The organism is Microbacterium radiodurans (genome assembly GCF_008710705.1).
GTDB lineage: Bacteria > Actinomycetota > Actinomycetes > Actinomycetales > Microbacteriaceae > Microbacterium > Microbacterium radiodurans.
In genome coordinates this window covers 26,418-46,035 of record NZ_VYRZ01000002.1, presented here as the reverse complement: position 1 = coordinate 46,035, position 19,618 = coordinate 26,418, and the positions used below count along the sequence as shown (strand labels likewise).

The following is a 19,618-nucleotide window of genomic DNA, read 5'->3' as shown; positions in this document are numbered from 1 at the left end:
CCGCGAGTCTATTGCGCCCGGGTCGTCGCGGAGGCCATGTTTCTGTGACCGGTCACAGTTCGGTAACGAGAGCCGTCTTCCGCGCACCCGTCGGCGTATGCTGAAGCGCGGCTGTGACCGGTCACAGGACGATCGCCCCGGCCGCGGACGAGCATCACGACCGAGACCCGAGGAAGAGTTTCATGCCTGCGAGCCCCTGGCCGGCCATCGACGGGATCGCCTACGGCGGCGACTACAACCCCGAGCAGTGGCCCCGCGACGTGTGGCCCGAGGATGTGCGCCTCATGCGCGAGGCGGGCGTGAACCTGGTCAGCGTCGGCATCTTCTCGTGGGCCCTCATCGAGGTGAGCGAGAACGTCTTCGACTTCGGCTGGCTCGACGAGATCCTCGGCCTCCTGCACGAGGGCGGGATCGCCGTGGACCTCGGCACTCCGACGGCCTCGCCGCCGGCATGGTTCTTCGCCGCTCACCCCGACGCCCGCGCCGTCAACCGCGACGGCGTCCCGATGGGCTTCGGCTCGCGCGGCATGGCGTCGCATTCCCACCCGGCCTACCTCGACGCGTCGACGCGCATCGCCGATGCCCTCGCAGCACGCTACGCCGAGCACCCGGCGGTCGTGATGTGGCACGTGCACAACGAGTACGGCGTGCCCGTCGGCGAGGACTACTCCCCCGCCTCCGTCGCGGCCTGGCGCGCATGGCTGCGGACGCGCTACGGCTCGCTCGACGGACTGAACTCCGCCTGGGGAACCGCATTCTGGGGCCAGCACTACGGCGACTGGGAGCACGTCGGCGCGCCGGCGACCGCCCCCTCGACCCTCAACCCCGCGCAGAAGCTCGACTGGGCACGGTTCACCGACGACCGGCTGCGGGCATGCTTCGTCGCCGAGCGCGACGCGATCCGCGCGCACTCGGACCTCCCGGTCACCACGAACTTCATGGCCAACCAGCACACGGGCACCGACCTGTGGGCCTGGGCGCGCGAGGTCGACATCGTCTCCGACGACCACTACCTGTGGGCCGCCGACGAAGAGGGCGAGATCGGTCTGGCGATCGCCGCCGACCTGTCGCGCTCGGTCGGCGGCGGCAAGCCCTGGATCCTCATGGAGCACTCGACGTCGGCGGTCAACTGGCAGCCGCGCAACGTCGCGAAGCGCCCCGGCGAGATGGCCCGCAACTCCCTCAGCCATTTCGCTCGGGGGGCCGACGGCATCCTGTTCTTCCAGTGGCGCGCCGGACGCTCCGGAGCCGAGAAGTTCCACTCCGCGATGCTCCCGCACGCCGGCGCCGACTCGCGCGTCTTCCGCGAGGTCGTCGACCTCGGCGCGACGCTCGGCCGGCTCGGCGAGGTGCGCGGGTCGAGCGTTCCGGCCGAGGTCGCGATCCTGTGGGACTTCGAGTCCTTCTGGGCGCAGGACCTCGAATGGCGTCCGTCCGAGGACCTCTCGCACGGCGAACGCATCCGCGCGTACTACGAGGCGCTGTGGCGCGAGGGCATCACGGTCGACTTCGCCCTCCCCGGCCACGACCTCTCGGGCTACAAGCTCGTCATCGCGCCGGCCCAGTACCTGCTGCGCCAGGCGGACGCCGACAACCTCAACGCCTACGTCGCCGCCGGCGGCACCCTCGTGGTGTCGTACTTCTCGGCCGTGGTCGACGAGAACGACGCCGTGCACGCCGGCGGATTCGCCGCGCCGCTCCGGCCGGCGCTCGGCATCCGCGTCGAGGAGCACCTGCCGCTGCGCGAGGGCGTGACGACGACCGTTCGCTTCGGCGACGACGATCTCACCGCCGACGTCTGGCACGAGCACCTCGTCCTCGCCGGCGCGCAGACGCGCGGCTCGTACGTCGACGGCCCCGGAGCCGAGATGCCCGCGGTGACCCGGAACGTCCACGGTGCGGGCGTCGGCTGGTACGTCAGCACGCGTCCGGATGCCGCGGGCCTCCGCGCGATCCTCGACGAGGTGCTCGCCGACGCCGGCGTGGCGCTGCCCGGCATCCCCGCAGGACTCGAGGTCGTCCGCCGCCGCGGCGCCGACGCCGACTACGTCGTCGCCATCAACCACGCGGCATCCGACCTCTCGCTCGACCTCACCGGCACCGACCTGATCTCCGGGTCGGATGCCGCGGGCTCGCTGACCGTGCGTGCCGGCGACGTCGCCGTCGTCCGCACGCAGCGCGCAGCATCCGGGGGTGGTCGCTGACCATCCCCACCCCCGGAGGACGGTGCACGTCCTCCGGATCGCACTGAGAGAACGCCCCGGCCGCCCGGCCGAGGCACCACACATCGGTCGTGACGGCGCGACCTCGCACGAGGCGCCGGATCGACCACCATCGGAAGGAAGATCCATGCGCAAGATCGGGATCGGAGTCGTCGCCCTCGCGACGTCGTCCCTCCTGCTGGCCGGATGCGCCGGCGGCAGCACTCCGAGCGAGAGCGGCGATGCCGCCGGCGGCTCGGGCAACGCCCTCGTGATCTGGACCGACGAGAACCGCGCTCCCGCGATCGAGGCAGCCGCCGAGGCGTTCACCGCCGAGACCGGCACGCAGGTCGAGCTCGTCCAGAAGAACTTCGAGGACATCCGCAACGACTTCATCAACCAGGTCCCCACCGGCGAGGGTCCCGACATCACCGTCGGCGCGCACGACTTCCTCGGCGCTTTCGTCGCCGCCGGTGTCGTCGACACGATCGACCTCGGCGCGACGGCCGACGAGATCGAGCAGGTCGCCGTCGACGCGTTCACCTACGACGGCCAGCTCTACGGCTTCCCGTACGCGCTCGAGTCGATCGCCCTCATCCAGAACACCGACCTCGTCGGCGAAGAGGCACCCACGAGCTGGGACGACATGATCGCCCGCGCGCAGGCGGCCGGCGCCGAGCGACCGCTCGTCATCAACACCGCCGGGCAGACCGGTGACGCGTACACGATGTACGGCTTCCAGACGTCGTTCGGCGCTCCGGTGTTCGTGCAGGACGACTCGGGCTCGTACACCTCCGAGGTGGGTATGGGCGGCGCGGCCGGCGAGGCCTTCGCCACGTGGCTCGGCGCTCACGGCGAAACGGGTTCGGGCGAGATCTCGACGACCGTCGACTACGACACGAACAACGAGCTGTTCGCGGCCGGCACCGCCGCATACACGATCCAGGGCCCCTGGGCGATCGCGGACCTCACCGCGAACGGCGTCAACATCAAGGTGAACCCGATCCCCTCGGCCGGCGGCGAGACCGCTGCTCCGTTCGTCGGCGTGCAGGGCTTCTACGTCAGCTCGCAGAGCAAGAACGCTCTGCTCGCCCAGGAGTTCCTCACCACCTACCTCGCCACCGATGAGGCCCAGAAGGCGCTCTACGAAGCCGACCCCCGCCTCCCCGCGTGGAAGACGCTCGCCGAGGAGGTCTCCTCGGATCCGAACGTCGCCGGCTTCCTCGCCTCCGCCGCGAACGGCGTGCCGCAGCCGTCCATCCCCGAGATGGGCTCGGTGTGGGACCTCTGGAACGCCGCGCAGGTGCAGATCATCAAGGGCGCCGACCCCGTCGGCACCTGGAACACCATGGTCGCCGACGTCCAGGCAGCCATCGGCTGATCACCTCCGGGGGCGGAGCGACCCTCCGCCCCCGGCCCCCTCTTTCGAAGGAGAAGCAATGTCGGTGCCCCAGGGAACCGTGAGCGAGAGCGCGCCGCCGGCGGACTCGCCCCTCCGGTCGTCAGCGACCGAGCCGCACGGCCGGCGGTGGAACGGTCTCGGATGGGGCTTCCTCGTGAAGCTCCTGCTCATGGCGATCGTCAACGCGTTCGGCCTCATGGGCATCGTCGCGGCGGTCCAGGCGGAGTCGTGGATCATCGCGACCGCCGCGGCCGTCCTGCTCATCGCCGCCGACATCGTCTACTTCACCAAGCGCGCGCTGCCGCTGAAGTACCTGCTGCCGGGCCTCGGCTTCCTGCTGGTGTTCCAGGTCTTCATCTTCGGCTACACCGCCTACATCGCCTTCACGAACTACGGCGCCGGCCACGTCGGGTCGCAGGAGCAGGCGGTCGCCGCCGCCCTCGCTCAGGGCGAGCGCCGCATCGACACCTCCCCCAGCTACCCCCTCGCCGTCGTCGAGCGCGGCGGCGAGTACGGCTTCGCCATCAACGACGACGGCGACGTCCGCGCGGGCGGCCCCGAGAGCCCCCTCGAGTCCGTCGGCGAGACCTCCGCGACCGGCGCGCCCACGGACGTCCCGGGATGGAACATCGTCCCGCGCGGCACGTTCCTCGGCGATCCGACCCTGCAGCAGCAGGTCGTCGAGCTCCGCGTCCCCGTCTCGGACGACCCGAACGACGGGTCGATCCGCACCCGTGACGGCTCGACCGGCGCCGTCTACCTCTCCACGCTGTCGTGGGACGCCGACGCCCAGACGATCACCGACTCCGCCACCGGAGTCGTCTACACCGCCACCGAGTCGGGCACCTTCGCCGCGGACGACGGCACGACGCTTCCCACCGGATGGGTCGTGCAGGTAGGCGCCGACAACTTCCTGCGGCTGTTCACCGATCCCGCTCTCCTCGAACCGCTCGCGCTCGTGACGCTGTGGACCTTCGTCTGGGCGACGCTCTCGGTGATCGTGCCGTTCGCTCTGGGCCTCATCGTGGCGATCATCTTCAACGATCCGCGCGTGCGCGGTCGGAAGATCCTGCGGACGCTGTTCATCCTGCCGTACGCCTTCCCGGCGTTCATGTCGGCGCTGCTGTTCCGCGGCATGTTCAACGCGGAATTCGGCGTCATCAACGAGTTCTTCTTCGGCGGCGCGAACATCGACTGGCTCGGCGACCCCTGGCTCGCGAGGCTGGCGGTCCTGTTCGTGAACGTCTGGCTCACCTATCCGTACTACTTCCTCGTGTGCACCGGAGCGCTCCAGGCGCTCCCGTCCGACACGCTCGAGGCCGCCTCGATCGACGGCGCCGGCCGCATCCGTCAGATGCGGTCGATCATCCTGCCGCTCGTGCTCGTCGCGACCGCCCCGCTGCTGATCTCGTCGTTCGCGTTCAGCTTCAACAACTTCACCGTCATCTACATGTTCAACAGCGGTGGGCCGGCGATCCCCGGCGCCCCGTACGCGCTCGGCGCGACCGACATCCTGATCTCCGCGATCTGGGACATCTCGGGCGTCTCGGGCGGCGCCGCCGACTACGGTCTGGCCAGCGCCCTGTCGATCATCGTGTTCATCGTGGTCGGCGTGATCTCCGCCCTGGCGTTCCGCCAGACCCGCAAGCTGGAGGAGTACCAGTGATGTCGACCACCACCGTTCCCGCCGCGACCGCGGGCGTCACCGGCCGCGCGGCCGGACGCGCCGCCGGCCCCGGACGCCCCGTCGGCGCGCGCCGCCGTCGCTGGCTGCTCGACGTGGGGTGGAAGTACCTCGTCGCGCTGGTCATCCTCTTCTACGCGATCTTCCCGCTCCTCTACGTCGTGTCAGCGTCGCTCAACCCCCGCGGCAACCTCGCGGCGAGCAATCAGCTCTTCGGGGTGTTCGACGCCGGGAACTTCGTCGCACTCGGCGGCACGGCGTACTGGACCTGGTACGGCAACACGCTGCTCGTCAGCGGCGCCTCGGCCATCGGCGCCGTGTTCATGGGCGCCGCGGCCGCGTACGCCTTCTCGCGGTTCCGCTTCCGCGGTCGACGGCCGGGCCTGACCGCCCTGCTCATCATCCAGATGTTCCCGCAGGCGCTCGCGTTCGTCGCCATCTTCCTCATGCTGCTGGCCCTCGGCGAAGTGTTCCCGGTGCTCGGCCTGAACTCGAAGATCGCGCTCATCTGCGTCTACCTCGGCGGCGCGCTGGGCGTGAACACCTTCCTGATGTACGGCTTCTTCAACACCATCCCCATGGAGCTCGACGAATCGGCCAAGATCGACGGCGCGACCCACGCCCAGATCTTCTGGCGGATCATCATGCCCCTCGTGACGCCGATCCTCGCGGTCGTGGCGCTCCTGGCGTTCATCGCCTCCTTCGGCGACTACATCATCTCCAAGATCGTGCTGGTCTCCCAGGAGAACTGGACGCTCGCCGTCGGGATGTACCAGTGGGTCTCGAACCAGCTCTCCAGCAACTGGGGTCTGTTCGCCGCCGGCGCCGTGCTCGCATCGATCCCCGTTCTCGCGCTGTTCCTCGCGCTCCAGCGCTACATCATCGGCGGTCTCACCGCCGGCTCGGTCAAGGGCTGATCCCGCCCGCGCCCTCCCCCGCCCGTGTCCGACGCCACCGCGTCGGACACGGGCGGCGCTCGAAAACACCATCGGTACGATCCCGGTCTCGTCGTCGAGCCCGGGGGAAGGTCAGCATGCACCGCACATCACGCACCGCCAGAGGGACGCTCGCGACTCTCGCCGCGGCATCCCTCGCCGTCTCCACCCTCGCTCTCGGCGCTTCCGCCGCGAACGCCGCACCCACCGAACCCGGCGCCGACCCCGTCGCGGCCGGCATCACCGTCCCGAAGGTCGATGGTCTCGGCGCCGACTTCATCGGCGGCGTCGACGTCTCGTCCGTGCTGTCGCTGGAGGAGTCCGGCGTCGTCTTCCGAGATGAGACCGGACAGCCGGGCGACCTCTTCGAGATCCTCGCCGACGCCGGCGTCACCGACGTCCGCATCCGCGTCTGGAACGACCCCTTCGACGCCGCGGGCAACGGCTACGGCGGCGGCGACGTCGACGTCGACCGCGCGGTCGAGATCGGGTCGCGCGCGACCGCTGCGGGCCTCGGCGTTCTCGTCGACTTCCACTACTCGGACTTCTGGGCCGATCCCGCCAAGCAGCACGAGCCGAAGGCGTGGGCGGGTCTCGACATCGACCAGCGCGCCGCGGCGCTCTACGACTTCACCGCCGACGCACTGGCCGACTTCGCGGCCGCGTCGGTCGACGTCGAGATGGTGCAGGTCGGCAACGAGACGAACAACGGCGTCGCCGGCGTCACCAGCTGGGACGACCGCGCGAAGCTCTTCTCGGCCGGCTCGGCCGCCGTGCGGGCCAGCGCACCCGAGGCGCTCGTCGCCCTCCACTTCACCAATCCCGAGACGGTCGGGCGCTACGCCTCGATCGCACAGGAGCTGGAGGCCCGCGACGTCGACTACGACGTCTTCGCCTCGTCGTACTACCCCTTCTGGCACGGGTCGACGGCGAACCTCACGGCCGTGCTGTCGCAGATCGCCGACGACTACGACAAGAAGGTCATCGTGGCCGAGACCTCGTGGGCGTACACGCTCGACGACGGCGACGGGCACGGCAACGTGATCGACCTGCCCGCCGAGGCGACGCAGTACCCCGTGAGCGTGCAGGGTCAGGCGTGGGCGCTCCGCGACGTCATGGCGGCCGTGGCGGCCGTCGGCGACGCCGGATTGGGCGTCTACTACTGGGAGCCCGCGTGGCTCCCCGTCGGTCCGCCCGACCGTCTCGACCAGAACAAGCTGCTGTGGGAGGCGCACGGCTCCGGCTGGGCGTCGAGCTTCGCCGGCGAGTACGACCCCGAGGACGCCGGTGAGTACTTCGGCGGTTCGGCGTGGGACAACCAGGCGCTCTTCGGCTTCGACGGCACGCCCCTCGAATCGCTGCGGACGTTCTCGTACGTCCGCACGGGAGCCGTCGCGCCGCTGCAGATGATCGGCGTCGAGCAGGTGTCGGTCTCGATCGAGGACGGCGAGGCGCTGACGCTGCCCGAGACCGTCGCGGTGTCGTACAACGACCGCTCGACGCGCGACGAGGCGGTCGTGTGGACCCCGGATGCCGGTCCCATCGCCGGTCCGGGCACGTACACCTTCACCGGAGCCGTCGCCGGCGGATTCGAGACCGCCGCGACGGTGACGGTGCGCGAGCGCAACTACCTCGTCAACGGCGGATTCGAGGACGCCGACCGTTCGATGTGGCGACTCACCGGCACCGGGGCGACCCTGGGCGGCGCCGAGAACCCGCGCACCGGCACGCGGTCGACGAACTTCTGGCTCGCGACGGACTACGCCTTCTCGCTCGAGCAGACCGTCACGGGCCTGCCGGCGGGCACCTATCGGGCGAGCGCCTCGGTGCAGGGCGACAACGAGCAGGCGGGCGACAGCATCCGGATCACGGTCTCGCGTGGCGGCGGCGCCGCATCCGACGACCGGCCCGCGCCGCGCGCGGTCGCGACCTCGCCCGCCGAGGCATCCGCGGCATTCGAGCTGAACGGCTACCGCGCGTGGTCGAGCCCGAGCACCGACGCCATCGAGGTCGGCGCGAACGGCACGGCCACCGTGCGGATCGACGCGAGCCTGTCGGCCCTCGCGTGGGGAAGCATCGACGACGTCACGCTGGTCCGCGTCACCGCGGCCGCGGACACCGCCGAGTTGGCCGCAGCGGTCGCTCGGGCGGACGGTCTCGATCGCGACGCGTTCTCGTCGGCATCCCTCAGGGACGTCGACACCGCAGTGGTCCAGGCGCGCTCGGTGCTCGCCGCGCTCGTGCCCACCCAGTCGGCGACCGACGGCGCCCTCTCGGCGCTCACGGCGGCCCTCGACGCACTCGTCGCGGTGACCCCCGATCCGGGCACCGGCACCCCCGGAACGGGCTCGGGCACGGGTACGGGGACGACCGGCGCCCCCGCCGGCACCCCCGCCGGAACCGGTGGCTCGTCCGCCGCGGCAGGGTCGCTCCCGGCGACCGGCGGCACCGCACCGTGGGCTCCGCTGGGGCTCGGCGCTCTGCTGCTCGCGGCGGGCGGGCTCGTGCTCGCCGTCCGTCGCCGCGCCGTCCGGGGCTGACCCCGGATCGCCGAGACAGCACCGGAGCACCGAGACAGCAGCTGCCAGCTGCCGTCTCGGTGCTCGCTTGCTGTCTCGCGGACGTCGGGGGCGGGGGGATCAGGCGCGGCGAGCGGCGAGCGCGGCCTGATACAGGTCGCGCGACGACAGCCCGGTCGCGGCGGCGACCTCGGCGGCGGCGTCCTTCAAGCGGATGCCGTCACCGACCAGTCGCTGGACCTGCGCGAGCGCGTCCTCCGGATCGACCTCGCGCGCACCGGCACCCTCGACGACGACGACGATCTCGCCGCGGACGCCCTCGGCGGCCCAGGCCGTCAGCTCGGCGAGCGTTCCGCGGGCGACCTCCTCGTGCAGCTTCGTCAGCTCGCGGCAGACCGCGCCCCGCCGGTCGCCGCCGAAGCCCTCGGCGAGCGCCGCGAGCGTCTCCGCGATTCGCGAGGGCGCCTCGAAGAAGACGAGCGTGCGCTGCTCGGTCGCCAGCTGGGCGAACAGGCGCCGGCGTTCTCCCGCCTTGCGGGGTGGGAAGCCCTCGAACGCGAACCGGTCTGTCGGCAGGCCCGACACTGCGAGCGCCGTGAGCACGGCGCTCGGACCCGGCAGCACCGTCACGGCCACCCCCGCGGCCGCCGCCGCGGCGACGAGACCGTAGCCGGGGTCGCTGACCGTCGGCATCCCGGCATCGCTCAGCACGAGCAGGTCGGATTCGCGCGCGAGCTCGACGAGTTCGTCGGCCCGCTGCTTCTCGTTGTGGTCGTGGAGCGCGAGAAGGCGCGGCCGGTTCGCGACGCCGAGCGCCTGCAGCAGGCGCTGCGTCGTGCGGGTGTCCTCCGCGGCGATCACGGTGGCCGCCTCGAGGGCGCGGACCAGCCGGACGGACGCGTCCCCCAGGTTGCCGATCGGGGTCGCGGCGAGGATGATCACCGCCCCAGCTTAGGCTGGAGCCGTGACGTCGACCGCCGAACCGCTGCTCCCCGAGGCGCGGCCGACCCGGCTCGATCGCTGGCGCATCCGACTCGCGTCCGACCCCGTGTTCGCGCGCCGCGCGGCGTGGATCGCGCCGCTGACCGTCACCCTCCTCGCGGCGCTCCTGCGCCTGTCGAACGTCGGCCACCCTCACGCGATCGTCTTCGACGAGACCTACTACGTGAAGGACGCCTGGAGTCAGTGGATCCTGGGCTACGCCGCGACATGGCCCGAGGGCGCCGACGAACGCTTCCTCGCCGGCGAGACCGACATCTTCACGGACGACGGCAGCTTCGTCGTCCACCCCCCGCTCGGCAAATATCTCATCGGGCTGCCGATGGCGATCCTCGGCGCCGATTCGACGTTCGCATGGCGTCTCGGCACGGCTCTCGCCGGCACGGCGTGCGTGCTCGTGCTGTACTTCCTCGCCCGCGCCCTGTCGGGCTCGATCATCACGGCCTCGCTCGCCTCGGGCCTCCTCGCGATCGACGGCCTTGGCATCGTCATGAGCCGCGTGGCCCTCCTCGACATCTTCCTGACGCTGTTCGCCCTCGTGGCGTTCTGGTTCGTCGTCCTCGATCGCCGAGACCATCGGACGAAGCTCGCCGAGCGCACGTTCTCCCGATGGACGGACGACGGCCCGCCGGCATGGGGCCCCGTCCTGTGGAACCGCCCCTGGGTCATCGCGGCCGGTGCCGCGGCGGGCGCCGCCACCGCCGTCAAGTGGTCGGGCGTCTGGGTGCTCGCGGCGATCGGGCTCTACCTCGTCGTCAGCGACGCGCTCGCCCGCCGCCGTCACGGCGTCGTCTTCTGGCCCGCCGACGCGGCGTTCCGGCAGGGCATCGCCTCCTTCCTGCTCCTCGTCCCCGCGGGCTTCGTCGTCTACCTCGCGTCGTGGACCGGATGGCTCGTGACCGACGGCGGTTACGACCGCCACGTCGCGGACGCCTCGCCGGCCGCGGGCATCTGGTCGTGGGTGCCGCTGTCGCTGCAGAGCCTCTGGCAGTACCACGAGCGCATCTACGCCTCCACCTCGGCGATGGCGACGCCGCACGCCTACGGCAGCCCCGCCGTGCAGTGGCCGCTGCTGCTGCGGCCGACCTCGATGTACGCCGGGAGCACCGCCGACGGCACCGATGGCTGCGCCGCCGCCAACGGATGCTGGCAGATCCTCTACAGCATGCCGAACCCGCTCGTGTGGTGGGCGAGCGTCCTGGCCGTCGGCTACGTGGGCTACCGGTTCGTCCGGTTCCGCGACGGCCGCGCCGCCGTCGTCCTCACCGCCGTCGCCGCCACCTACCTGCCGTGGCTCCTCTTCCCGGCGCGGACGATCTTCCAGTTCTACACGGTACTCATCCAGCCCTTCCTGCTGCTCGCGCTCGTCTTCGCGATCGCGGCCTTCGTCGGCCGTCCGGAGGCCGACCCCGCCCGGCGCATCAGGCGGGAGCGCATCGTCGTCGTGTTCCTCGGCGTCGTCGTCGCACTCGCCGTCTTCTGGTACCCGCTGTGGTCGGCGATCGAGGTGCCGTACGACTTCTACCGCCTCCACAACTGGCTCCCGGGCTGGGTCTGACGGGCGCGACGCGGGTCGGGCCTAGGCTGGGCAGGTGTTCACCTACCCCACTCCCGCGGATGCCGGAACCGCCGGATACGCGATGGTCGCCGACCGGTTCGCGCTCCTGCTGGGGGCGGAGGCGGGTGCGGGGATCGCTGCGGATCTGTGGTCGACGATGACCGCCGCCGATGCCGCGTTCGAGGACGTCCTCTCGGTCATCGCAGCGATCGGCATCGGCGCGCTGCCCGACTTCGCGCTGGTCGAGCTCGTCGACGTGGCGACCAGCTCGGTCTCGGTCGCCGTCCGCGGCACCGCGACGATCGACCTGCACGGTCCGCAGCGCAGCAGCTACGCCGGGGGCGGCGTGGGAACGTGGGTCGAGGGATCGGCGCGAGAGGTGGCCGGCATCTCGCTCTCGCTCGCCGGAGACGACGACGGCGGTCCGCTGCCGCTCGGCCGGGGGGTTGCCCGCTCCAACGGCCTCCGCTGGGGCGCCGAGACGGCACCCTCACCCGCGCCGATCGAGGCGGTCGCGGCATCCCGTGAGCACATCGTGGAACCGACCGCGTTCCTCGGCGACCTCGACCCGCTCGAAACCGTCGCGATCGATCGCGGCGACCTCGCCGCCGCCGTCGGACCGCGGCGCACTCCGCCGCCGGCGGAGCCGAGCGAGGCCGACGGACACGGCGACGCCGTCGAGGACGAGACGATCCTCGGCTCGCGCCGTCCGCGCGTCGCCGACGCTCCCCCGCCGGGCCGCACCGCTCGCCTGCGGGTCGACCCCGGCGGCGAGGTGCCGCTCGACCACCCCGTGGTCCTCGGCCGGGGTCCGCGCGCCGCCGATCACCCGGGCGCGCGCATCGCCGCCGTCCCCTCTCCGCGCAAAGAGGTCTCGAGCACGCACCTCGAGGTCCGCCTCGACGGCGACGAGCTCGTCCTGCGCGATCTCGATTCCACGAACGGGACGGTCGTCCGCCGTCCGGACGGCGATGTGACGCTTCTGCGGGGCGGTGCGACCCTGCGCGTCGAGGTCGGCACCGTCCTCGACCTGGGTGACGGCGTGATCGTCGTGTTCGACACCACGCCGTGATCGCCGGTCAAGCGATTTCCGGCAGTTCGCTCCGTATGTTAGAAAAAATTCACGGAGCAATGATTCCGGGGGGCCACGACCGAGCCGCCCCGCGCACAGGGGGGAGCTGAGCCGTGGCGTCGCGACTGCCGTCCGCACCTCCCGGGATCTCCGGCTTCACCTACGTCCGTCCCCTCGGAACCGGCGGATTCGCCGACGTGTTCCTCTTCGAGCAGAACCTGCCCCGTCGCCCCGTGGCCGTGAAGGTCATGCTCGAGGACGTCGTCGACGAGAGTCTGCTCCGGATGTTCAATGCCGAGGCCGACGTGATGGCGCGGCTGAGCGCCCACCCGTCGATCCTCACGATCTACGAGGCCTCGATCTCGGCGGACGGTCGGCCCTACATCGTGATGGAGTACTGCCCGACGTCGCTGACGAACCGCTACCGGCGCGAGGTGATCCCCGTCGCCGAGGTGCTCCAGCTCGGCGTGAAGATCGGGTCGGCGCTCGAGACCGCCCACCGCGCCGGACTCCTCCACCGCGACATCAAGCCCTCCAACATCCTCGTGACCACCTTCGGCTCGCCCGTCCTCTCGGACTTCGGCATCGCCGCGGCGATCAGCGAGCGTCCGAGCGCGGACGAGGTATTCGCGATGTCGGTGCCGTGGAGCGCGCCGGAGATCGTCGACGAGCGTGTCGCCGGGTCCGTCGCGGCCGAGGTGTGGGGTCTCGGCGCGACGCTGTATTCGCTGCTGGCCGGGCGGAGCCCCTTCGAGCGCGCCGGAAGCGGCCAGAACACCCGCGACCAGCTCAAGTCGCGCATCCGCAAGGCCGCATACACCCCGATCGAGCGCGCCGACGTCCCCGCCCGCCTCGAGCAGGTGCTCGCCCGCTCGATGAGCCGCGACCCCGCGCAGCGTCACGCGTCGGCGGCGGAGCTCGCCCACGAGCTCCAGCTCGTGCAGCACGAGCTCGGCATGCCGCACACCCCGATGGAGGTCGCCGGCGACGCCTGGGCCACGGCGGGCGCCGCCGTCGACTTCGCGGACGACCGCTCCCGCGGCCCCGTCCGCCCCTCGGTCGCCTACGAGTCCCGTCGCCCCGCCCGCGCGACGCGCGCGCCCGAGCGTCGCCCCGACGAGGGCACGATCCTCGCGGGCGCCGAACCCGCGCGCGGCCTGAGCACCGGGGTCAAGATCGCCCTGCTGGCGGGCGGCGGCGTCCTGCTCGCCGCCGGCGGCGCGCTCACGACCCTCCTGCTCGTCGGCGGGATCGGCTGAACCGATGGCCCGTCCCGAATCCCCGCGTCCCCGGATGCGACGCAGCACCGCGATCGGCATCGCCGCCGTGACCGCCGTCGTCGGCGTCGTGAGCACCCTCGCCGTCGTCTGGCCCGGGTACGACGCCCAGCAGACCCCGCCCGAAGACCCGACGGTCTGGGCTCTGCAGAACGGCACCGGCAGCGGCTACGCCCGCGTGAACCTCGACCTCGGCGAAGTCGACACGGTCAAGCAGGTCGAGAACGGCACCTCGCTCGCGCAGACGGCCGACCGCCTCTTCGTCTTCAGCGACGGCGGCGCGCAGTACTCCGACGTCGACCTGGCACGGCCGGCGGACCTCACCGACGAGGCCGAGGACGCGTTCGCACCGACCCCGCCGGGAACCGCCCAGATCGCCGCCTCCGGCGACTGGCTGGCGTACCGGACGGATGCCGGCGGCGTCTTCGGAAGCACGCTCTCGGGCGGGGGCGAGGCCGTCCCGGTCGACCCGTACGCCGACGTCGAGACCCCGGAAGGGCAGGACCGTCCCCGATTCGTCGCGACCGCCGTCGCCGTCGACGAGGGCGGAACGATCTACGCCTACTCCGCGGCCGAGAGCCGTGTCGTCCGCGCCGAGGCCGGCACCGGCCGCATCCTCGGCGACGACGCGACGCCGGCCGCTCCGGCCGACGCCCAGCTGACCGCCGTCGACGGACGCTGGCTGCTGCTCGACAGCGCGACCGGCGACGCCTGGACGGCGGGACGGGACGAGGCCGTGCCCACCGGCACGAGCCCGGGCGCTCTCGTGCAGCAGGCGACGCGCGCGGCAGGTCCCGTCGTGATCGCGGACGTCGACGGCGTCGTCGAGGTCTCCCCCGATGCCGGAACGGCCGAACGCGTCGTCGACGAACCGGGACTCGGCACTCCCGCGACACCGGTCGCGCAGGGCGGCTCGGTGCACGCCGGGTGGCTGCGCGAGGGTGAGAGCTCGGGCTCGCTGTGGTCGACCGCAGCACCGGACGACCTCGTGTCCCTCGACTACGCCGGCGCCGACATCGGAGACGGTGTCGACCCCTCGTTCATCGGCAACGGCACCCGCCTGGCCCTCAACGATCGTCGATCGGGCTGGGTCTGGAAGGCGCCCGGCGGCGAGCTCATCCCCTCGTCTCAGCAGTGGAACCTCGAGCCGCAGACCGAGATCGAGCAGCAGAACGACGCCACCTCCGAGCGGGTGCTCGACCCGAAGCCCCCCGTCGCCGTCGACGACGCGTTCGGCGTGCGCGCGGGCTCCGTCGCGCTCCTGCCCGTGCTGCTCAACGATCACGATCCCAACGAGGACGTCCTGAGCATCGACGTCGCTTCGCTCGAGAACGTGGATCCGGCGTTCGGCAGCGCGACGGTCACCGGCGCTCAGCAGCAGATCGCCCTGTCGGTCTCCCCCGAAGCGACCGGGACGGCGACCCTCCGCTACCGCGTCACCGACGGCACGAGCGCCGACGGCCTGTACTCGGAACTCGCGACCGTCACCGTCACGGTCGTCCCCGACGAGCAGAACACCGCACCGGTCTGGTGCGGCGTCGAGGGGTGTCTCGCCACGTGGCCCTCGCTGTCGGTCACTCCCGGCGGCACCGTGTCGGCCGAGGTCCTCGACGGCTGGGTCGACCCCGAGGGCGATCCGATCTTCCTCGCCGGCGCCACGCTCGACGGCGGCATCGGAACGGTCACGACCTCTCCCGAGGGGACGCTGACCTACCAGCATCCCGATCCGAACGCGACCGAGGCCGTCACGGTCTCGATCGGCGTGACGGTGTCGGATGCCCGCGGCGCCACCACCATGCAGCCGCTCACCGTCGCGGTGACCCCGGCTCCGGAGCTGACCGCCGACTCGTTCGCCGTCACCGGTGTCGTCGGCGAGCCGCTCGACATCTCGGTGGCCTCGTCGGTCACGGGGGCCGCCGGCGCGGTCTCGCTGACGAGCGTCGTCGCCCTCGACGACGCGCAGTCGACCGCGACGGCGAATCCCGCGGCGCTCAGCATGGTCTTCACGGCGACCGAGCCGGGTTCGTACATCGTGCAGTACACCGTGCGCGACACCCTGTCCGAGGCCAGCGCGATCGTCCGCGTCACGATGCAGTCCCCCGACGCGGCGACGATCGCCACGCCGCCGCTGACCGCGTTCGTGCGCCCGAACGAGGACGCGACGATCGACGTCTTCTCCGCGGTCTCGAACCCCGCCGGGCTCGTCCTGCTCCTCAGCGACATGCGGCCCGAGAGCGACCCGCTCGCGTCGCTCGGCGTCGACCTCGTCGGGCAGAGCCTCCTGCGCGTGAGCGGCACGACCGACTCCGGCGAGCCCGGGCGCCTCGGCGTCGTGCGCTATACGGTCTCGGACGGATCGGGAACGGCGGCGGCGACCGCTCAGGGCGAGCTGACGGTCATCCTCCTCCCCGCCGCGACAGCAGAGCCGCCCATCGCGGTCGACGACGCCGTCACGGTGCGGGCGGGCACGCAGATCGACATCCCGGTGCTCGAGAACGACAGCGCCCCGTCGGGCGCGCTCATCGCGATCGACCCCTCGTCGATCGTGAACGAGACCGGCGGCGGCCTCGCCTTCGCCACCAACCGTCTCGTGCGCTACCTCGCCCCCGAGGAGGCGGGGACCTACGCCCTGAGCTACACGATCTTCCGGCTCGGCTTCCCCGAGGTCACCGACACGGCGCGCGTGACCGTGACCGTGGTCGGCAACGAGAGCAATCAGGCCCCTCTGCCCCGCACGCTCGTCGGACGCGTGCTGAGCGGTCAGTCGGTCAGCATCCCGCTCGACGCCTACGCCGTCGATCCCGACGGCGACCCGGTCGTCCTCGATCGCATCACCGAGCAGCCCCCTCAGGGGTCGGCCACCATCTCGGCGGACGGATCGGCCATCGTCTACACGAGCCCCGACGGCTTCAGCGGTCAGGTCCGCTTCCGCTACCAGGTTCGCGATCCCGCGGGTGCGACCGGCGTCGCCGACGTCCGGGTCGGCGTCATCGACACCCAGACCGACCCGCGCCCGGTGACCTACAGCGACTATCTGCAGGTGCAGGTCGGCGCCGAGAGCACCGCGGTCGTGCGCCCCGCCGACAACGACATCGACCCCGCGGGCAGCGAGCTCGAGCTCGTCGGCGTCCGCCCCAACGCCCCGGAGGGCTCCCCGGAGTTCGACGGCCTGCAGGCGCTCATCGCCTCGGTCGACGACGGTACGGTCACCCTCCGAGCGGGCGATGTCCTCGGCACCTTCTCGTACGCCTACACGGTCCGCAATCAGCAGGGCGACACGGCGACGGGACTCGTGGTGGTCAAGACCGTCCGCGAACCCGTGCCCGACTATCCCGTCGTCCGCGACACCGTGCTCACCGTCGAGACGCGCGAGGACTTCCCCCGCGGCGTCGACGTCATCGACGGCCAGGTGTCGTGGAACACCGGCGACGTCTCGGGCCTGTCGATGAGCCTGTGGGGCGATCCGACCGACCTCGAGACCGACGGCTGGGAGATCTCCGGCGAGCTCCCCGCCCGTTCGCGGCTCATCCCCTTCGAGGTCACCGGCACCGCGTTCGACGGCAGCGAGGCGACGTCGTACGGCTTCCTCCGCGTGCCCGGCGACGCCGACGTCCGGCTCGCGCTGCGCGATAACCTCCCCCCGCTCGCCGTCCGCGAGGGCGAGAGCGTCGAGTTCGACATGGCGGGCGCCGTCCGCGTGCCGAGCGGGACGACCCTCGTCGTGGATGCCGCGGGCGTGCGCGCCGGCGGAGCCCGGGGCGAAGCGGTGTGCACGGCGGTATCGGGCACGACGATCCGCTACGACGCGGGCGCCGGCGCACCGTTCACCGACTCGTGCGTCGTTTCGGTGCGGCTGAGCACGCAGGAGGACGTCACCTACCTGACCCTTCGCGTCGCCGTCGAGGCCGAGATCCCGCAGCCGACGCTCCGGAGCGCCTCGCTCACCGTGAGCCCCGGCGCGAGCCAGACCTACGACCTCGCGCAGATGGTGCAGTGGGCGGGTGCGACCGACTGGGACGCCGTGCAGTACGCCGGCGCCCACGGCGGCGACCAGTTCGCCGTCGAGGTCTCGGGCGGCACCGCCACGATCACGGCGGCGGACGCCGCGCGCCCGGGTCGCCAGGAGCCGGTGGCGATCTCGCTGCCGAGCCACCCCGACGCGCCCGGTGCGAACCTCCTCCTGACGGTGGGACCGGCTCCCTCCACGCTTCCCAAGGGCGGATCGGCCGTGCAGACGTGCTCGCAGACGGGCGGCAGCACCTCCTGCACGATCGAGGTCATCGGCGGCGGCGGTGAGGTGAACCCGCTGCCGGGCACGCCGCTCCGCCTCGTCGGCGCCTCGGGTCCGGGCAACTGCGCGGGCGTGTCGTTCTCGCGGGCGAGCGACACCGCCGTGCGCGCCACGTGGGCCGGCGACGCCCCGGGTGCGGCCGAGTGCACGGGCACGTTCACCGTCGAGGACGCGCAGGGCCGGCAGTCCAGCGGTGAGCGCAACGGGCAGGTGATCCTCGACCTGCAGGGCCTCCCGGCCAACCCCACCCGCATGGAGTGGACCTCGTACGCGGCCGACACCGTGACCCTGCGCGTCACCTCCGACGGCGGCTCCTACCCGGCCGTGCAGGGCTACCGCATCACGGCGGGCGGCCGCGAGGTCGCGACGTGCCCGGCGAACGGCGCGTGCTCGCCGATCGCGGCGCCCGTCGGCGAGAAGATCACCTACGAGGCGCGCGCGTTCAGCTCGGTCGGCGATTCGCGCTCGACGGTCCGCGCCGAGGCGTGGTCGTACCGTCCGCCGGCGCAGCCCGCCGGGTCGTCGTTCCAGCCGCTGCCGACGCGCGACGGTCGCGGCGGTGTCGCGACGGTCACCGTCACGGGCCTCGACAGCACCGCGGGGAGCGTCCGCCTCTCGGGCGGCGCGCAGGGCTCCGACACCCGCCCGGTCGTCGGCGGCACCGCGACCTTCACGAACTACAACGTCGGCGCGAATCAGAGCACGACACTTGTCGCGACGCCGCTGACGACCTTCGATCTGCCCCCGATCGCGGCCGGCTCGAGCGAGGGCCGCTCCCTCGACGTGCGCGCGCACGGCGTCGGAACTCCGACGCTCACCCTGTCGGAGACCAACACCTCGAATTCGATCCGGGTGACGGCGGCGATCACGCCGAACGGCGAGGGCACGCAGACCCTCATCGGCTTCAGCGACCAGTCGGCCGAGGCCTGCCGCCCGACGAGCTCGGCCACGAGCCAGCAGTTCGACGCGCAGGCCTTCCGCCGCAAGACCGTCTGGGCGTGCGCCGAGCACACCTACGACGGCTCCGGCGGCTTCGGCACGGCGCGAGCGGACATCTCCGCGCGCCCGGTCGGCGACGTCGAGGCGCCTCGGGGGATGACCTTCCGAGTCTCTCCGAACCCGACCGGAAACGCGCAGAGCGGCTACACCTACGCGGTGGAGGGAACCCACAGCGATCCGGGTGCGCCGCCTTTCGAGGATGCTCGCCTCGTCTACTTCCTCAACGGCGGGCGGCAGGATGCCTTCTCGCCGCGCCTGAACGAACCGAACCAGCAGTGGTCCGCCCGGTGGTGCGACAGCTTCTTGGGTGCGGACGTCCGATGCTCGGATCCGATCGACATCAGCCCCGCCTCGGGCAGCGCCTCCAGCCCTGTCTCCGTCGTAGTGCAACGGCTCCCGTCCTGTGTCGAGTCCGATCAGTCCGCGCCGCAGTGGAATCCGGGGTGGGACCGGCAGCTGACCTACGAGATCACTTCCCGGGGCACCGGAACCGCCGGGGCGATCCGCGCGGTCGAGTACACGGTGTCGTGGACGGGCAGACTCGCGCCGCTGGCGCCGTTCTCGGTGACGGTGACGTGCGAGCGCGCCCCGGAGCCCGAGCCGACACCCGACCCGACGACGACGCAGCCACCCGCCGAACCCGCCACCCCCTGACCCCGCCGCACGGCATCCGAGAGGACC

General features: G+C 71.9%; 10 protein-coding genes. 9 read left to right on the top strand and 1 reads right to left on the bottom strand.

Translation table 11 applies throughout. The features are described from left to right. Positions 1-182: 182 nt before the first annotated feature. The 5 genes from F6B42_RS06000 to F6B42_RS05980 all read left to right on the top strand — a co-directional run bounded on the left by F6B42_RS06000 (position 183) and on the right by F6B42_RS05980 (position 8,762). Positions 183-2,204 (top strand): beta-galactosidase, encoded by a 2,022-nt coding sequence (locus tag F6B42_RS06000; protein ID WP_150418738.1) that lies wholly within the window; start codon positions 183-185, stop codon positions 2,202-2,204. A gap of 145 nt (positions 2,205-2,349) precedes the next feature. After that, on the top strand, positions 2,350-3,582 hold the full coding sequence (locus tag F6B42_RS05995) for a sugar ABC transporter substrate-binding protein (protein WP_150418736.1): 1,233 nt from the start codon (positions 2,350-2,352) through the stop codon (positions 3,580-3,582). Between the two features lie 58 nt (positions 3,583-3,640). After that, positions 3,641-5,269, top strand: coding sequence for an ABC transporter permease subunit (locus tag F6B42_RS05990; RefSeq protein WP_150418734.1), 1,629 nt, complete (start codon positions 3,641-3,643; stop codon positions 5,267-5,269). Next, positions 5,269-6,204 carry a sugar ABC transporter permease gene (locus F6B42_RS05985; protein WP_150418732.1) on the top strand — a complete coding sequence of 312 codons (936 nt, stop codon included), beginning with the start codon at positions 5,269-5,271 and terminating at the stop codon, positions 6,202-6,204. Before F6B42_RS05990 ends, F6B42_RS05985 begins: the two co-directional genes overlap by 1 nt. Before the next feature lie 116 nt (positions 6,205-6,320). Beyond that, positions 6,321-8,762: a glycosyl hydrolase 53 family protein gene (locus tag F6B42_RS05980; RefSeq protein ID WP_150419528.1), complete on the top strand. Its 2,442-nt coding sequence runs from the start codon at positions 6,321-6,323 to the stop codon at positions 8,760-8,762. Between the two features lie 99 nt (positions 8,763-8,861). On the opposite strand, the gene rsmI is transcribed toward F6B42_RS05980, so the two are convergent. Continuing rightward, on the bottom strand, positions 8,862-9,683 hold the full coding sequence (rsmI, locus tag F6B42_RS05975; RefSeq protein WP_150418731.1) for a 16S rRNA (cytidine(1402)-2'-O)-methyltransferase: 822 nt from the start codon (positions 9,681-9,683) through the stop codon (positions 8,862-8,864). Positions 9,684-9,705: 22 nt separating this feature from the next. On the opposite strand from rsmI, the gene F6B42_RS05970 reads away from it, so the two are divergent. The 4 genes from F6B42_RS05970 (at position 9,706) to F6B42_RS05955 (ending at position 19,591) form a co-directional block, all read left to right on the top strand. Beyond that, the gene (locus F6B42_RS05970) at positions 9,706-11,298 is read left to right on the top strand and encodes a dolichyl-phosphate-mannose--protein mannosyltransferase (RefSeq protein ID WP_150418729.1); all 1,593 of its coding nucleotides are present in this window, start codon (positions 9,706-9,708) and stop codon (positions 11,296-11,298) included. 34 nt (positions 11,299-11,332) lie between these two features. Further along, positions 11,333-12,370 (top strand): FHA domain-containing protein, encoded by a 1,038-nt coding sequence (locus F6B42_RS05965; protein WP_150418728.1) that lies wholly within the window; start codon positions 11,333-11,335, stop codon positions 12,368-12,370. Positions 12,371-12,483: 113 nt separating this feature from the next. After that, positions 12,484-13,629 carry a serine/threonine-protein kinase gene (locus F6B42_RS05960; RefSeq protein ID WP_150418727.1) on the top strand — a complete coding sequence of 382 codons (1,146 nt, stop codon included), beginning with the start codon at positions 12,484-12,486 and terminating at the stop codon, positions 13,627-13,629. Positions 13,630-13,663: 34 nt separating this feature from the next. Continuing rightward, positions 13,664-19,591: an Ig-like domain-containing protein gene (locus F6B42_RS05955; protein WP_150418725.1), complete on the top strand. Its 5,928-nt coding sequence runs from the start codon at positions 13,664-13,666 to the stop codon at positions 19,589-19,591. Positions 19,592-19,618 lie beyond the last annotated feature (27 nt).